This is a genomic window from Streptosporangium lutulentum (genome assembly GCF_030811455.1).
Classification (GTDB): domain Bacteria; phylum Actinomycetota; class Actinomycetes; order Streptosporangiales; family Streptosporangiaceae; genus Streptosporangium; species Streptosporangium lutulentum.
In genome coordinates this window covers 8,166,868-8,182,173 of the sequence record NZ_JAUSQU010000001.1, presented here as the reverse complement: position 1 = coordinate 8,182,173, position 15,306 = coordinate 8,166,868, and the positions used below count along the sequence as shown (strand labels likewise).

At 66.3% G+C, this 15,306-nt stretch carries 17 protein-coding genes and 4 tRNA genes; 14 read left to right on the top strand and 7 right to left on the bottom strand.

All coding sequences use genetic code 11. The features are described from left to right. Window positions 1-127: 127 nt before the first annotated feature. The 7 genes from J2853_RS36910 (at window position 128) to J2853_RS36880 (ending at window position 5,554) form a co-directional block, all read left to right on the top strand. Window positions 128-466: an SCO3933 family regulatory protein gene (locus tag J2853_RS36910; protein WP_307565543.1), complete on the top strand. Its 339-nt coding sequence runs from the start codon at window positions 128-130 to the stop codon at window positions 464-466. Continuing rightward, the gene (locus J2853_RS36905; RefSeq protein ID WP_307565541.1) at window positions 459-1,841 is read left to right on the top strand and encodes an FtsK/SpoIIIE domain-containing protein; all 1,383 of its coding nucleotides are present in this window, start codon (window positions 459-461) and stop codon (window positions 1,839-1,841) included. Before J2853_RS36910 ends, J2853_RS36905 begins: the two co-directional genes overlap by 8 nt. Before the next feature lie 5 nt (window positions 1,842-1,846). Next, entirely contained in the window at window positions 1,847-2,476 is a 630-nt protein-coding gene (locus tag J2853_RS36900) for a DUF2637 domain-containing protein (protein WP_307565539.1), read from the top strand. Between the two features lie 12 nt (window positions 2,477-2,488). Continuing rightward, complete coding sequence (locus J2853_RS36895) at window positions 2,489-2,620, top strand: hypothetical protein (protein ID WP_307565537.1); 132 nt, start codon at window positions 2,489-2,491, stop codon at window positions 2,618-2,620. A gap of 96 nt (window positions 2,621-2,716) precedes the next feature. Beyond that, on the top strand, window positions 2,717-4,108 hold the full coding sequence (locus J2853_RS36890; protein ID WP_370879482.1) for a replication initiator: 1,392 nt from the start codon (window positions 2,717-2,719) through the stop codon (window positions 4,106-4,108). Beyond that, window positions 4,101-4,280: an excisionase family DNA-binding protein gene (locus tag J2853_RS36885; RefSeq protein ID WP_030905170.1), complete on the top strand. Its 180-nt coding sequence runs from the start codon at window positions 4,101-4,103 to the stop codon at window positions 4,278-4,280. The genes J2853_RS36890 and J2853_RS36885 overlap by 8 nt, the downstream gene beginning before the upstream one ends. Further along, window positions 4,280-5,554, top strand: a complete 1,275-nt coding sequence (locus tag J2853_RS36880; protein ID WP_307565535.1) for a tyrosine-type recombinase/integrase — start codon at window positions 4,280-4,282, stop codon at window positions 5,552-5,554. The genes J2853_RS36885 and J2853_RS36880 overlap by 1 nt, the downstream gene beginning before the upstream one ends. 594 nt (window positions 5,555-6,148) lie before the next feature. On the opposite strand, the gene J2853_RS36875 is transcribed toward J2853_RS36880, so the two are convergent. The 4 genes from J2853_RS36875 to J2853_RS36860 form a co-directional block, all read right to left on the bottom strand. Beyond that, window positions 6,149-6,222 (bottom strand) — tRNA-Phe (locus tag J2853_RS36875). Window positions 6,223-6,249: 27 nt separating this feature from the next. After that, window positions 6,250-6,324, bottom strand: a tRNA-Asp gene (locus J2853_RS36870). Between the two features lie 109 nt (window positions 6,325-6,433). Further along, a tRNA-Glu gene (locus J2853_RS36865) sits at window positions 6,434-6,506 on the bottom strand. A 92-nt stretch (window positions 6,507-6,598) separates the two neighbouring features. Then, window positions 6,599-8,098, bottom strand: a complete 1,500-nt coding sequence (locus J2853_RS36860; protein ID WP_307565533.1) for a metallophosphoesterase family protein — start codon at window positions 8,096-8,098, stop codon at window positions 6,599-6,601. 34 nt (window positions 8,099-8,132) lie between these two features. On the opposite strand from J2853_RS36860, the gene J2853_RS36855 reads away from it, so the two are divergent. Both J2853_RS36855 and J2853_RS36850 read left to right on the top strand, forming a co-directional pair. Beyond that, on the top strand, window positions 8,133-8,483 hold the full coding sequence (locus J2853_RS36855; protein ID WP_307568945.1) for a metallopeptidase family protein: 351 nt from the start codon (window positions 8,133-8,135) through the stop codon (window positions 8,481-8,483). A 168-nt stretch (window positions 8,484-8,651) separates the two neighbouring features. Continuing rightward, window positions 8,652-9,947, top strand: a complete 1,296-nt coding sequence (locus J2853_RS36850) for an MFS transporter (protein ID WP_307565531.1) — start codon at window positions 8,652-8,654, stop codon at window positions 9,945-9,947. A 1-nt stretch (window position 9,948) separates the two neighbouring features. Here J2853_RS36850 and J2853_RS36845 read toward each other — a convergent pair whose 3' ends face one another. Then, the gene (locus J2853_RS36845; RefSeq protein ID WP_307565529.1) at window positions 9,949-10,389 is read right to left on the bottom strand and encodes a PspC domain-containing protein; all 441 of its coding nucleotides are present in this window, start codon (window positions 10,387-10,389) and stop codon (window positions 9,949-9,951) included. Between the two features lie 118 nt (window positions 10,390-10,507). Here J2853_RS36845 and J2853_RS36840 point away from each other — a divergent pair, with 118 nt between their 5' ends. Beyond that, window positions 10,508-11,665 carry an acyl-CoA dehydrogenase family protein gene (locus J2853_RS36840; protein WP_307565527.1) on the top strand — a complete coding sequence of 386 codons (1,158 nt, stop codon included), beginning with the start codon at window positions 10,508-10,510 and terminating at the stop codon, window positions 11,663-11,665. A 13-nt stretch (window positions 11,666-11,678) separates the two neighbouring features. On the opposite strand, the gene J2853_RS36835 is transcribed toward J2853_RS36840, so the two are convergent. After that, complete coding sequence (locus tag J2853_RS36835) at window positions 11,679-12,278, bottom strand: 3'-5' exonuclease (protein ID WP_307565526.1); 600 nt, start codon at window positions 12,276-12,278, stop codon at window positions 11,679-11,681. A 155-nt stretch (window positions 12,279-12,433) separates the two neighbouring features. Between J2853_RS36835 and J2853_RS36830 the strand changes: the two genes are divergently transcribed. Continuing rightward, window positions 12,434-12,509, top strand: a tRNA-Lys gene (locus tag J2853_RS36830). Between the two features lie 464 nt (window positions 12,510-12,973). Here J2853_RS36830 and J2853_RS36825 read toward each other — a convergent pair. Continuing rightward, window positions 12,974-13,180: a hypothetical protein gene (locus J2853_RS36825; protein ID WP_307565524.1), complete on the bottom strand. Its 207-nt coding sequence runs from the start codon at window positions 13,178-13,180 to the stop codon at window positions 12,974-12,976. Window positions 13,181-13,630: 450 nt separating this feature from the next. Here J2853_RS36825 and J2853_RS36820 point away from each other — a divergent pair, with 450 nt between their 5' ends. The 3 genes from J2853_RS36820 (at window position 13,631) to J2853_RS36810 (ending at window position 15,266) form a co-directional block, all read left to right on the top strand. After that, window positions 13,631-14,083, top strand: a complete 453-nt coding sequence (locus J2853_RS36820; RefSeq protein WP_307565522.1) for a hypothetical protein — start codon at window positions 13,631-13,633, stop codon at window positions 14,081-14,083. A 50-nt stretch (window positions 14,084-14,133) separates the two neighbouring features. Further along, window positions 14,134-14,700: a DUF6461 domain-containing protein gene (locus tag J2853_RS36815; RefSeq protein ID WP_307565520.1), complete on the top strand. Its 567-nt coding sequence runs from the start codon at window positions 14,134-14,136 to the stop codon at window positions 14,698-14,700. Window positions 14,701-14,876: 176 nt separating this feature from the next. Continuing rightward, a complete protein-coding gene (locus tag J2853_RS36810) occupies window positions 14,877-15,266 on the top strand; it encodes a hypothetical protein (protein WP_307565518.1) in 390 nt (129 codons plus the stop codon). Window positions 15,267-15,306: the final 40 nt, after the last annotated feature.

The window sequence follows — 15,306 nt, the reverse complement described above, 5'->3', positions numbered from 1 at the left end:
CCCGCCCAGGCCGGATGCGGTCAGCACCCTAGTTGGCGCTTCGATGCTATCGCGTTCGGTTCTGACGGCGTGCGATCTCCCTCGTCCCCATGCCCTGCTCAGCAGGCAGACGAGAGGTGTTTTCAGCATGCGCAACATCCCCATCCCGGTCGACGTCTCCCGGCTCCAGTTCATCTGCGTGAAGGCTCCGTGCCCGCGCATCGTGAACAAGGAGACCGGCGAGTTGAAGACCGACAAGGCAAGCGGCCAGACCGTCTACGAGGTGTTGTTCTCCGTTGAGGACGCCTTCGGCAAGATCGAGCTGGTCAAGATCGGCGTCGTCGGGGAGCCTTCGGTCTTCCCCGGCAACGAGGTCAAGCCTGTCGGCCTGGTCGGCTACGCGTGGGAACTGTCGGGACGCTGGGGCATCGCCTACCGCGCCTCGGCACTCCTGGCCGCAACCACCGCGGAGGCACGCGGTGTCTGACGGTCTCCTCCTCGCGCTCGGAGTCCTGGCCGCCTCGGTGGCCGGGCTCTGGGCCTGGCGCCGCTGGTACTACCGGTCCTTCTGGCTGTGCCTCGGCTACCCGCTGACCGCCATCACGGTCCGCTTCACCTGGCGCAAGGTCGCCCTGGGCTGCGGCCTCACGAAGAAGCGGCAGCGCTTCTGGTTCACCACCGTGCCCGGCCTGATCTCCTCGACCGGCCTCGTCCGCGTCAAGCGACGCCTGCAGCGGGTCGCGGTCGACACCAAGCCGTGGATGTGGCTGCCCATGCCGACCCGTCACGGCTGGCGCGTCACGATCCGCCTCCTGGAGGGGCAGATCCCCGAGGACTACGCCGAAGTCGCCGACCGGCTCGCGCACTCCTGGCGCGTGCACGCCGTACGCGTCTCCTCGACGAAACGAGGCCGCGTCACCCTCGCCGCGACCATCCGAGATCCGCTGGTCCGGATCAGTCAGGTCCCCGTCTCGACCGAACTCCTCAAGGTCACCGTCGGCCGGTTGGAGACCGGCTCCCCCTGGGTCATCGACTTCCGGACGGTCCCGCACTGGCTCAACGCGGGCGCCACCCAATCCGGCAAGTCGAACCTGGCCAACGCCCTGATCATCGGACTCTCCCCGCAACCGGTCGCGCTCGTCGGGTTCGACCTCAAGGGCGGGGTTGAGTTCACCCCCTACGAACGTCGCCTGTCGGCGCTGGCCACCTCCCGCGCCGAATGCGTCGGGCTGCTGGATGACCTCGTCGCGCTGATGGCCGACCGGATGGCCGCGTGCCGTACGGCCGGAGCGCGCAACATTTGGCAGCTCTCCAGCGATCGGCGGCCGGTGCCCGTCGTGGTCCTGGTCGACGAGCTGGCCGAGCTGTATCTGATGGCCGACAAGTCCGAGAAAGACGAGATCGCCAAGACGTCAACGGCGCTGCTGCGGGTCGCCCAGCTCGGGCGGGCGTTCGGGATCTATCTCTTCTGCTGCGGCCAGCGCATCGGCTCCGATCTCGGTCCCGGCGTCACTGCGCTGCGTGCTCAGTGCTCGGGGCGGATCTGTCACCGCGTCAACGATCCCGAAACCGCGACCATGACTCTCGGCGACCTCGATCCCGCGGCGCTGGTCTCCGCTCGAGCCATCGCCTCCGAGACTCCCGGCGTCGCGATCGTCGCCGGACAGGACGGCCAGTGGTACCGGGCGCGCTCCTTCTACGTCTCCGAGCAGGCCGCCGAAGACGCTACTCACACCTACGCCGGTCTCACTCCGTCCTGGGCGGAGATCACGGCCGGTACCCACTGCGCCGAGGTCACCGATGCCGACCTCGCCGAGTTCCTCACCCCCGACCCCGTCATCCCGGAACTCCGGAAGGGCTGACCACCATGCGACGCCTCGCCTCCTGGCTGCTGGACTCCGGTCCCGTCATCGTCCTGGCGCTCATCGCCGGTGCCGGCTCTTTCTCCCACGTACGCAAGACAGCGGTGGATCACGGGCAGACGGGCTGGATGGCCTGGGCGGTGGCCGTGTGCGTCGATCTGACCTGCGTCATGGCCGCCCGCGAGCGCCAGCGCGACAAGGAGACCGGCCGCAAGCGAACCGGCCCGCTCACCTGGCCGACCTTCGTCCTCGTCGCCGGGATCGTCCTGTCCCTGGCCGCCAATCTCCATCAAGCCGAACCCTCCGTATGGGGCTGGCTGACCGCCGGGACTCCCGCCGCGGCGTTCCTGATCGCCGTCTCGATACTGGAACGCCGGGCGACCGGTCCCCGCCCCGAATCCTCCCCGGCCGTACCCGAGTCGGTCACCGCGGTCCCGGTTCTCCTCCCCGTCCCCGATGACGACCAGGGCGACGGCGCCGAACCGTCTCCCGCTCTCCTCGACTACGCCCGCCGCGTGGCCGACGAGCACCACGCCAAGCACGGCAAGCCCATCACCCTCGACCTGCTACGCGCCCGCCTGGGCGTGTCCGGCCAACTCGCCTCCGACCTCCTGCGCCACCTGCGCACAGCGTGAAGGGAGTTCTCCATGCCCGCCGAGATCGAGCTGCTCCCGGTGGTCCGCTACCGCTGCTGCACCTGCAACGGAACCGGCGTCACCGGTGACGGCGAGACCTGCCCCGACTGCGATGGCGTCGGGATCGACAACTACGGCGCATAGCCGTAAACGCCCCCCGCGTGGCCACACAACCGCCAAGTTCCGCGCCACGCCGGGGGCCATCCCTCACAGATCACTCTGCACAGGACGGAACCCATCTTGCCCACCCTGACCGATCCACACGCGGTAGCCGGAATAATCTCCCGGCTCCGCGATCCCCACTACGAACGCTGGGCCTCCCAGATCCGCCGGACCGGCGGCTGCCGACAGCCGATCCACCTGCGCGGAAAGGTCGAACACTGGGACCGCGCGACCGGCACACTCCTGCACCGCTACAGCACCCACCTGGAACCGGACGGCGTACTGCGGGTGGCCTGCAAGACCAGGCGCGCGACCCGCTGCCCCTCCTGTGCCGAGACCTACCGGGCCGACACCTACCAGCTGGTGCGCGCGGGCCTGATCGGAGGCAAGGGCGTCCCGGCCTCGGTGAGCGCACACCCGTGCCTGTTCGTCACGCTCACCGCTCCGTCCTTCGGGCCGGTGCACGTACGACGGGAGAAGAACGGCAAGGTCCTGCCGTGTCACGCCCGCCGCGACGCCGAGACGTGCCCGCACGGACGAATCATGTCCTGCACCGCCCGGCACAGGGCTGATGAACCGTGCCTCGGTGAGCCGCTGTGCCCGGAGTGTTACGACTACGCGGGCTCGGTGCTGTTCAACGCCATGTCCCCGGAGCTGTGGCGACGCTTCACCGAGGCCCTGCGCCGGCGCATCGCCAAGAACGCCGGACTGACCCAGCGGGAGCTACGCGAGCAGGCCGTCATCTCCTTCGCCAAAGTCGCCGAGTACCAGCGGCGCGGGGTCGTCCACTTCCACGCCGTGATCCGCCTCGACGGCTCGGAGGGACCGGTCACGAGTCCCCCGGCCTGGGCGACGGTCGACCTGATGACGGACGCCGTACGGCATGCCGCCTCGGCGGTCGCGGTGACCGTGCCGAAGGTTCCCGGTGAGCCCACGCGGGTCTTTCGGTGGGGTGCTCAGCTCGATGTCAGACAGATCACCATGAACGGCGACCTCTCCGAACAGGCCGTAGCCGCCTACATCGCCAAGTATGCGACCAAGGCCGCCGAGTGCGTCGGCACACTGGACCGGCGCATCAACCTCCTCGACGACCTGACCGCCCTGCCCATCCGCGACCACCCCCGACGACTCATCGCCGAGTGCATGCGCCTGGGCGTCCTCGACGAGCTGACCGAATTCCGGCTCGTGCAATGGGCTCACATGCTGGGCTTCCGCGGCCACTTCTCCACGAAGTCACGGCGCTACTCCACCACCCTCGGCGACCTCCGCGCCGAACGGGCCGACCACATGCGCGGAGAGGCTGTCAGCACTGGCCGACTCCCCCTCTTCGAGGAGGACACCGTGCTCATCACCTCCCGCTGGGACTACGCCGGACAGGGCCTGTCTGCCGGTGAACGGCTCCTCGCCGCTGCCTTAAGCGGCACCGATCTGCTTCCCCCTGCATTCCCGCCGAAGGCCGCGCATGGATGACGAGCAACTCCTGACCGTCGACGAGGCCGCCGCTCGCCTCCGGGTGAGCCGGTGGACCCTCTACTGCCTGATCCGTTCGAACGAGATCCGAAGCCTGAAGATCCGCCGTCGCCGTCTCATCCCGGTCGACGCGGTGACCGAGTGCATCCACAACCTGATGGAGGCGGCGTGATGACCAGGACAGCACTCGGCACGCCCGAGGAAGGGCCGAGGCGGCAGAGCAAGCGCCGCATGCGGAAGCGCTCCAACGGTGAGGGGAGCATCTGGCCCCGGAAGGACGGCCGGTACGGCTACGCCGCCTTCGTGCCCACCACGGGCGGCGCCGTCAAGCGCGTGCAGGGCTCGGCCCGATCCCAGGAAGATGCGCGGAAGAAGCTGACCGAGCTTCTCAAGAACTCCGACGAGGGCATTCCCGTCTCCTCAGAGAACTGGACGGTCGGCGACTACCTGAACTACTGGCTCAAGTACATCGTCCGCGAGGAGCGGCGCCCCAAGACCTACCAAGGCTACGAGGGCGTCGTCCGGCTGCACCTGATCCCCGGCCTGGGAAAGCGGCGGCTGAGCAAACTCAACGCCCAGGAGGTCCGGCTGTTCATTACCCGGACCCGTAGCGAGTGCCAGTGCTGCAAGCACGGCTGGGACGCCTCCCGGGAGACTCCCGTCTGCTGCGCGCTCAAGGACAGCGAGTGCTGCGAGTCACGGCTATCGACTCGCATGGTCCAGTCCGTGCACGCCGTACTCCGCAACGCCCTGGAGTCCGCGGTACGAGAGGAGATCATCCCGCGCAACGCGGCCAAGCTCGTCAAGGTCCCGGTGCCCAAGTACAAGGTCAACCGCGGCTTGACCGTCCCTCAGTCCCGCCTGGTCCTTAAGGCCGCCCACGAGCATCGGTTGTCGGCCCTCTATGTCTTGGCGCTCTGTCTCGGGCTGCGGCGCGGGGAGCTGCTCGGGCTCCGCTGGGTGGACATCGACCTCGACGGCGCGAAACTCGAAGTGATCCAGACTCTTCAGCGTGTCGAGGGCCGTCTCCAGTTCGTCCGCCCCAAGACCAACGACTCCGAGCGAACCGTTCCGCTCCCATCCATCTGTATCGAAGCGCTCCGAGCACATCGCAAGCAGCAGTTCGCCGAACGCTCTGACCGCTGGGACGACTGGGAGGAACACGGCCTCGTCTTCCCGTCCCGGCGCGGGACGCCCATGGAGCCGGACAACCTTCGCCGAAGCTGGGGAGCGATCCGCAAGGCCGCCGGCCTCGGGGACATGCGCTTTCACGACCTCCGACACACCTGCGTGACCCTGCTGCTCAACCTCGGCGTCCCGCCCCAGGTCGTCCGAGACATCGTCGGCCACAGCGACATCGAAGTCACTATGACGATTTATGCCCATGTCTCCCTCGACGACAAGCGCAACGCCCTCGGCAAGCTCGGAGACGCCTTGGCTAAATGATCATGCAAGCCTCGACGCCCCAGAACCTTACTGTTCCGGGGCGTTTTGCTTACCTGGGGCCACCCAGGCTTGCGGCCACCACTCGTTTCGACGTATCGTTGACCTATCGCGATATATCGTTAATTCCTCTACTGTTAAGGACTGGAAATAATGCCTAAGCCATTTAGCGACAGGGTCCGTTTTCTAAATGCTTGTGGGGTTACGTTCGAAGAGTTGTCTAAGAGGTCGAATCACGTGCGCTCAGCGCCGTGGTGGTGTTCCGTCGCCAACGGACAGTACGTGCGCCCACCCAGGCACCAGGAACTTGAGGACGTTGCCAAAGCTATTGGCCGATCCCAGGAGCATGTTGTCCTCATGGTCATCGAGGAGTGGTACGGCCTCAACGTGTCTGCGCACGCACTAGAGCTCGATCCCCACGTCCGCTCTCTGTCCACCTCTAACATCAAGCTGCTGGCTGAATTGGCGAGACGCTTGAACGGAGACGGCTCAGCTGACGGGGCTGCAAGCTGACGTTGCTGTCAGCGTTGCTGTCACTGGAGATCAAAAAAGCCCCGAACGATGATCGCTCGGGGCGTTTGTGCTGCTTAGACGAGGTGGTCAGGGGCGGGGTCGAACCGCCGACCTTCCGCTTTTCAGGCGGACGCTCGTACCGACTGAGCTACCTGACCTCGATGGCGGATGAACATCCACCTAAGCGGTCCTGACGGGACTTGAACCCGCGACCTTCACCTTGACAGGGTGACGAGCACTCCAAACTGCTCTACAGGACCTTGCTTGACCCGGGAGCTTATCCCCTGGCCGTTCTTGACCTTGCTTAGCTTACCAGTTCTTCGGAGGTCTTCGACCTGCCGTTTCCCTGACAAGCTTTCGCTTGGCCGGTGCCCCCAACGGGATTCGAACCCGTGTCGCCGCCTTGAAAGGGCGGTGTCCTAGGCCACTAGACGATGGGGGCTCGGAATTCTCATTCCGTTCCGTTGCCGTCTTCCGCTGGAGACCTCTGAAGCATAGGGGACTTTTGCCCCGATGCCAAAGCGGCTTTCCGGCTTAAGGCGTCGTTGTGGCGCTGATCGATCCCGCAGGAGACGGGGCGATCGTCGACACAGGAGAAATTGTACGGCCAGGGTCGGCCTCAACGTGACGTTCGATCTGAACTGACTGCTCGCCGAGTCCTCCCAGAGTGATGTCGTCCCAGGCCCGCAGGCGATGCGTCTTACGGTCGAAGTACAGAACCGAGGCCGCGATAGGGGTGGGTTCGTCGTGTTCCAGAGCTCGCAGGCCGGCGCCTCCGGTGGATCCCTGGACCAGCAGGCGGGTTCCCGAGGGCAGCAGTTCGCTGGATCGTTCGTGCGAGTGGCCCGTGAGGACCATGGGAGCCGCGCCGGAGAACGCCCTGGCGATCGTCGGATCGTGCACCGCCACCAGATCGACCGGCTTGGGGCCCTGCGCCAGCCGTAGGGCGTGAGCACGGCCCATGGCGCTCAGGGACTCGAGGTCGGAGTCGACGGCGACGGACTTGTCAGGGGTGAACCGGGGGTCGCCCAGCCCGTAGATGCGCAGCCCCGCCACGGTCTTGACCGAGTCGTCCAGGACGATCGCGCCCTTCTGCGTGGCCACGGCCTTCTGGGTCGTCCTGGAGTCGTGGTTGCCCCTGACGAAGACGTACGGCACATCGAGGGTGCCGATCTCCTCGACGAACTTGTCCTCGGGGCCGGTGCCGTGGTCGGTCAGGTCGCCGGTGTCCACGATCACGTCGATCTTGAACTGGGTGGTGATCGAGCGGATGAGATTCCACGCGATGAGGCTGAGATGGATGTCGGAGACGTGGAGCACCCGGATCGAGGTGGGGTCGGCGTCGTAGACCGGCAGGACGGAGACCGTGTCGTACAGCTGGGAGACGTTGTTGACCAGTTTGGCGAGCTGGAGGCGGTAGGACTCGAATCTGGTCACGATCGACTCGGCGTCGCCGACCAGAGACGGCGCGCCGGTCAGCAGTCCGGTGTATTTCGGCTCCACCACCGAGTCCGGGCGGAACGTCAGGACGACGGCCGCGCCCGTACCGGCGATCAGGACGGCGGCGCCCACCAGACCCGCCAGGGCCTCCTTGGGCCGGCGAAAGACGATCAGCGTGGCGATCAGGCCTCCCGCCAGGCCGCAGAGAGCGGCGCGCAGGATCAGCGTCCTGACTCCGTCTCCCAGCTCCTTCTCCAGCATCGCGGGAAGCCGGTCGGAGAACTTCGCGTCCATCAGGATCGCCTTGGCCCGATCGGGATTGATGTTCTCAAGGGTGATGCGCAGGTCGACCGGGGCGTTGTGGGTGTCGAACAGAAGTGTGCCGAAAGGGTGAGCGTCCACGACGGTCTCCCCCGCCCACGAGGGCTCCGCCGTCATGCCAAGCTCCACGGGGCCGACGTTGGTCCGTATGGCGCCGCCCAGCATGATGCCCATCCAGGCACCGGCGACGGCGACGACGACGACCGCCGTCGCGCGTACGATCCGCCCCTTCGCGAAGCGACGGGCGACCTCATTCCAGCCTGTGAGATTCATACGCCTCCACCTCTACCCGGGAACACCGGGCAGAATGACGGGTGTGATCGAGGTCTCGAGAGAAAAGTTCGAAGAGCTCGTGGCCGAAGCACTGGACACGATCCCCTCTGAGCTGACAAAAGTCATGGACAACGTGGTGATGGTCGTCGTGGACGACCCACCCGAGCCGGATCTACTGGGCCTTTACACGGGCATTCCGCTCACCGAGCGTGGCGACTGGTACGCAGGAGTGTTACCCGACCGAATCGAGATCTACCGCAACCCGATCTGCTCAATCTGCGACACCGAGGATGACGTCGTGAGAGAAGTGCAGATCACGGTAATCCACGAGATAGCCCACCATTTCGGCATCGACGATGACCGTCTACATCAACTCGGCTGGTAGCTAAGCTCGCAAAACTCTCAAACGCCGCAGTGCCCGAAATATCTCCACTTATGACTACAGTTTGCATTCGCTTGACCGCTTTCGGTTGCGCGTCGGCCTTCCAGCAGGCACCGTAGGTTACACACTGAACACCCTCAGTCAATATGCCTGCGAGCTCAGCGGAGTCCTATGGCGGCCATCAAATCCGGCCGGCTACCCGGGCGGCACCGCCGTCCGGCGGAACGCCAAGCGACCTACGGCGAGGTCATCGCCATCAGGGAGTTTCGCGCGCTCTGGATCGGCCAGGGGCTTTCACTTCTCGGCGATCAACTCTCACGAGTGGCGCTGTCCGTCCTCGTCTTCGAAGGGACGCACTCGGCACTGGCCACGGCGTCGGTCTACGCCCTGACCTATCTGCCGCCGATCATCGGCGGGCCACTGCTCGCGGGCCTCGCCGACCGCTATCCCCGGCGACGCATCATGATCATCTGCGATGTGCTCCGCGCCGTCATGGTCGCGCTCATGGCGATTCCCGGCACCCAGTTCCTCACGCTGTGCGTGCTGGTCTTCTGCGTGGTGCTGCTCAGCGCGCCGTTCTCGGCCGCCCGCGCGGCGCTCCTGCCCGAACTGCTCGAAGGCGACCGCTACGTCGCGGGTTCGGCGCTTCAGAACATGACCAACCAGGGTGCGCAGATGCTGGGCTTCGCCCTCGGCGGCGCCTTGATCATGGGGATGGGCCCGTACCGCGCGCTGGCACTCGACGCGGCCACGTTCATGGCCTCCGCGCTCATCCTCGTCTCCGGTGTGCGGCGGCGCCCGGCGCCCCTTCGGAGCGACGCCGGCGGTCCCTCGATGTGGACCATGACATACACCGGCGCCAAGCTGGTCTTCGGCGACCCTCGGCTGCGGACGCTGGTGCTCTTCGCCTGGTTGTGCGGCTTCTACGTGCTTCCCGAGGGGCTCGCGACCCCTTACGCCGCCAGGCTGACCGATGATCCGGAGGAGATCTCGCTCATCGCCGGTCTGCTGATGGGCGCCATGCCGACCGGGACCGTCGTCGGCGCGTTCCTGTTCAGTCGTTACGTCCCCCCATCAAAGCGGCTGCGCGCGATGGGGTGGATGGCGATGCTGACCTGCGCGCCGTTGATCCTGTGCGCGATGCGGCCGCCGCTCATCGCCGTTCTGATCCTGTGGTTCATATCCGGCGTCGGTGGTGCCTATCAGCTCGCGGCCAATGCCGCGTTCGTGCAGTGCGTGCCCGCCGAACAGCGGGGCCAGGCCTTCGGGCTGGTGCAGTCAGGCCTGCTGGCCGCTCAGGGCGTCGGCATCCTTGTCGGCGGGGCCGCGGCCAATCCCCTCGGCCCCGAACTCGTGGTCGCACTGGCCGGCGCGGCCGGACTGCTGGTAGCCGCCGCGCTGGCCATGCTCTGGAGGAAGTCCCGCGGGGAGATCATCGAAAAGGTTCGCGCGGAGGCGAACTCCTGAGTCACACCTGGGGCTTGGAGTCGCCGCCGTGCGGCGCCGTGCGGTACGGGGTGGGGTCCGAATACTGCGGAGCCGCGTCCTGGTAGGACGGGTGCTGCGGGGCCCGGTTCTGGGTGGTGGCCTTGTTCCACCCCTCCTCGGCCTTGGCCCAGCCCTGCTCGGCCTTGGACTTCGCGTCCTGCCAGACCGGGTTGTCCTTGTTCTTGTCGATCAGGTCCTGGATGATCGATCTGTCCTTGTTCTCGTCCGGCAGGAGCAACCAGCCGATCGCGTAGATCCCCACTCCGAGACCGCCGAAGAAGGTGGCGACGGCGAGGGCCGCGCGGATGATGTTGGGGTCGATTCCGATGTACCGTCCGAGGCCGGAGGCCACACCTGCGACGATCCGTCCGTCCCTGGTCCTGCGGAGCTGCTTGACGCCTGAGAAGTCGTTTTCGTTCATGTCTTCAGACTGCCCGACGAGAACTCTCCATCACATAGGGATTCCCCCTGGCACGACCCTGACATTCCCTCCCCCAGCCTCGGCAATACCCTGACAGTGGCCGAAGAAAGGAACACTCATGGACGACCTCCTGCGCATCGACGACGCTCTTTCCGAGGAGCAGCGCCTCATCCGTGACACCGTCAAGGAGTTCGTCTCGGACCGGGTGCTCCCGCACGTGGGCGACTGGTTCGAGGAGGGGGTCTTCCCCGCCCGCGAACTGGGCCCGGTGCTCGGCTCGCTCGGCGTGCTGGGCATGCACCTGCAGGGGTACGGCTGCGCGGGCCTGGACGCCGTCTCGTACGGCGTGGCCTGCCGGGAGCTGGAGGCGGGCGACTCCGGCCTGCGATCGTTCGTGTCCGTGCAGGGCTCGCTCGCGATGTTCCCGATCTGGAAGTACGGCTCCGCGGAGCAGAAGGAGGAGTGGCTGCCCCGGATGGCCGCGGGCGAGGCGATCGGCTGCTTCGGCCTGACCGAGCCCGACCACGGCTCCGATCCCGCCAACATGCGCACCCAGGCCAAGCAGGACCCCTCGGGCGACTGGATCCTCAACGGCTCCAAGATGTGGATCACCAACGGCTCCATCGCCGACGTCGCCGTGGTCTGGGCCCAGACCGACGACGGTATCCGCGGTTTCGTGGTTCCCACCGACACGCCGGGCTTCTCCGCGCCGGAGATCCACAAGAAGATGTCCCTCCGCGCCTCGGTGACCTCGTCCCTCTACTTCGACGACGTCCGCCTTCCGGCGTCAGCCGTACTGCCCGAGGTCCGTGGCCTGAAGGGTCCGCTGTCGTGCCTGTCCGAGGCCCGCTACGGCATCCTGTGGGGCGTCGTGGGCGCGGCGCGGGCCTGCCTGGAGTCCGCCCTCGAATACTCCAAGACCCGCGTCCAGTTCGGCAGGCCCATCGGCGGCTTCCAGTTGACCCAGGAGAAGCTCGCCTGGATGTACGTCGGTCTGGGGCAGTCCCAGCTCACCGCGCTCCATCTGGGCCGTCTGAAGGACGCGGGCACCCTCACCCCCCGCCAGGTCAGCTTCGGCAAGCTCGCCAACGTCCGCGCCGCCATGGACATCGCCCGCCAGGCGCGCACGATCCTGGGCGGCAACGGCATCACGCTGGAGTATCCGGTGATCCGGCACATGAACAACCTGGAGAGCGTCCTGACCTACGAGGGAACCGAGGAGATCCACACTCTCGTCCTCGGCGAGGCCCTGACCGGCATCTCCGCCTATCGCTGACGGTCACGCCCGCCTACGGACGGATCTGCCGCCCGCGGGCCGGGCGCTGTGACAGCCCGCAGGGGCGCCAGTCGTCGCAGGCGTGCGCGGCCCTGCTCAGCTCCGCCTGCCAGGAGACGCCCGTTCCCAGGTAGAAGCGGAGCAGCTCGGCCGCGGCCCGGGCGTCGACCAGCGCGGCATGGGCGTTGGAGAACGGGATCCCCGCACGCTCGCAGCAGGCGGCGAGGGTCCATTTCCCATCGGGCAGGAAGTCAGGGGCGAGCCGCTGCGTGCACAGGGTCTCGGTCACCCAGTGGCTGCCGGGGAGAACCCCGAGGAAGCGGAGATCGAAGGAGGCGTTGTGCGCCACCAGGACCCGGCCGGCGATCCGCCGCCAGATCTCGTCCAGCACCTCCTCGATCACCGGCGCTCCGGCGACCATGGCGTTGGTGATGCCGTGGACGTGGACGGCTCCCGTGCTGCGGCGAGGGTTGATCAGCGAATGCCACTCCTCGGCGACCGTGCCGTCGGGGTTCATGGAGATCAGCGCGATCTCACAGATCTGGTCGCCCTTCGCCGGAGAGAAACCGGTGGTCTCCAGGTCGACCACGACATAACCTTGACGCGTGGACACGCTGGGACTGTGGGCCGACTCAAGCCCCGATGTCGTCATGGCTGCCACTCTAGGAGCCGTTCGCACCCCCTACCTGCCGTTCCGCAAACAGATGACCACCGACAAGCCTGGCGACGGGCGTTAGTGGACACTATTCTCGGTACGCTGTCACCTGCGGGGCGTTAGCTCAATGGTTAGAGCTGCGGACTTTTAATCCGTAGGTTCTGGGTTCGAGTCCCAGGCGCCCTACCACTTCTCGCCAGGAACAAAGGCCCTGACCTGGGCCTTTGTTCCTGGCGATCTTTCTCGGCCCATACAGCTGGACGCAGTCAAACGCAGCCGTCTGCCAGTGTTCCCGGAACGTACGCGGAATGGGCCAACTCCCGTTTTCCCAGGTCAGCCCCAGTGTTTCGGAAGCTCATGGAACGATTCCGACGCTGTGGGAGCCGACATGACGAAGGACCCCGAGGGTTGCCCGGGGTTCTTTCTGTCCACCTATCAGGGATCTCACGGCGTGAGCGCTTCCAAGATCCGCTTGTTCGCCACCTCGTCTTGGCCGTCGACGCATTTCGCGTAGACCCGCAGGAGCACGTCCACACCGTGCCCCGCCCGTTCCGCCACCCCTGGAGCGTGAACTCCGGTCGCCCCGCACCTGGATCGACGCGCAGGCCGGACCGCCCTTTTACCGCTGCCGAGCCCAGGACGAGGAGGACGCGTCAGACGGTCGGCGAAGTGGCGCCGCCTGCGCCCTTGACGCGACGGGTACGGCCGAGCTGGTAGATGACCGCGACCAGTGCGACGAGGACCAGGCCACCGAGGCCGTAGCGGACGGCGTCGCCGAGGTCGCTGGCGATCACCACGGTCTCCGCGGCGACCAGGGAGGGGAGGAGCGCGACGGCGGAGCGGGAGGTGGGGGCGGCCATGGTCTTCTCCTTGGCGGGTGGCGGATATCGGTTGTTCGAGGGCTTGGCTGCGGGAGAGCCTGTCCCCGGCCCGCACGAGATGCCTGTCTGCCGAGAGGCAGCGGTCCGTGCGGCGCTATCTAAAGAGTAAAGCCATCTAGTTAGGATTACAACCTAGATAGGTACGGCTATCCATCTGGCCGCGCGGGGGACTTCGACCTCAGGTCTGTTTGCTCCTCGGTCTCAGCCCACCGGGCAGCGTGGCCGACCGCAGTTCCCCCTGACAGCACGATGGGAACACTGGAGATCGGCCCGCAGGAGGACGTCCCCCTCGTGCCGCCACCGTTGGATCGTGCACTCCGGCGTTGAGCCGGAGACAGACAGGGCGAGGCTCCGGGGCGGCGCCGTACTCAGTGCCCGGACCTATGTCGCGGAAGGAACGGGCCTGACATCGGTATCGTTTCGAGCATCATGCTTGACGCGCTCTTCCTCGCCCTGTTCTTTCTCATGCTCTTCTCGCCGGTGCTGTTGGGCGTCGCCGTCGTGCTGGTGGCGCACACTGTCGTCGGCGTGGCGCGAGGCCGCAAGCCACGGGCAACGACGCTTTGGGGAAAGCTCAGCGTCACGGGCGCGTGCGTTGCGATGGCGATATACGGATCCGGGCTGTGGTCGGGCGGTTTTTTCGACTTCGCCGATCCCGAGGACCGATGCGGACTGGAGGGCTACGGCTACTCACCGGCACCGTCGAGCATGTGGCCGTTGCACAACACCGAATGTCTGGGTGAGAGCGGGCGAGTCGACCTGGTGCCCGCGTTCGTCAATCCCCTCATCTACCTGGGCATCTGCCTCTTCGCCGCCGGCGTGGTCGGACTGATCATCTCTCGGCGAAGGCGAGCCCACGTCGAACGAGCGCCTTCGCCGTGACTTCTTCCTGTCATGATCACCGCGATACGGCCCTTGCGGAAGGAACATGGATGAGCGGTGCGACGGCGGCGGCCTATGAATGGCTCTACCGGGAGTTCACCGACGGTGATGACAGCACTTGGCTCTACGCGGGCTTCGTGCAGAGCGTGTCTCCCGAAGAGGCCCTGCGACGGATCAACGTCACCCCAGGCACTCCGTGCGAGTCCGGATTCGGCGTCGCGGCCTATGCCGCCCGCGGTGGAACCGTCCTGATCGAACACGGCTGGGCGGGGATCGTCTTCCACAGGGTTGGGCTGCTGTCCGCAGGAACGGCAGCGGCCGCGGTATGCGCGACCCTCAACAACGATGGTTTCGCCTACTACGTCGACGGTCAGCCGATCACCACCTTTGGCCTGTACAGCTATTGTTTCCGGGAGGGCGGTGACCCTGACCTGCTCCGGGCCGACGTCAGCGACCTCGGCATGCCCGTCAACGACGAGGAGCCGCAATTCGTCGACAACCCCGTCTCCAGCGTTCTTGCCCTTGCCGAACGAGCCACCGGTGTCCACCTGTCCCGCGCTCGGTACGCCGGTCCCGCTCTCATCGGATCGACCGATCATCTCGACCCTCATCGGTGAGGAAACCGCACCTCACGAAGATTCAGAACATGCGCGGAATGGTCTCGGCCGGCCTTGATCGGCGGATCGAAAGAGCCCAGGTCGCTACACCGGACGATCGTCATGGGCGAGCCAGGGGTTCGTAGGTGGTACCGACCTTCCTCGAAGGCCAGCGGAAGCACGAGAGGAGCGTGGCGATGACCGCGGACGGGACTGATGCACATGCCCGGCGCAAGGAACGAGCCAAAGGTGGCCTCTGGGGGCCTGTCTTGGCGAACCTCGGACTCGGTGTGCCCGCGAGCGTGCCGCTCTATCTGGTGTGGTGGCTGCTGACCGAGTACATGCCGATGGACTGCAAGAGCGTGGAAGACCTTACCAAGCCTGGTCTCACCAACTGCAACTACACGACCCTCGACCACGCGGGTCCCATCATGTTTCTCCTGGCGGTGACCGGCGTATTCACATTGGCACTGGTGGTCGTGATCGACGTGGTCCTCCCGCTCCGGCGTGGACGAAGGCTAGCGGCATGGCTTGGCGCGGCCGTGCTCATTCCCGTGCCATTCGCAATATGCCTGGCACTGGCCTGACGATTGGCACTGCTTTTGGCCCGGCCCTCGATTCGGCTCC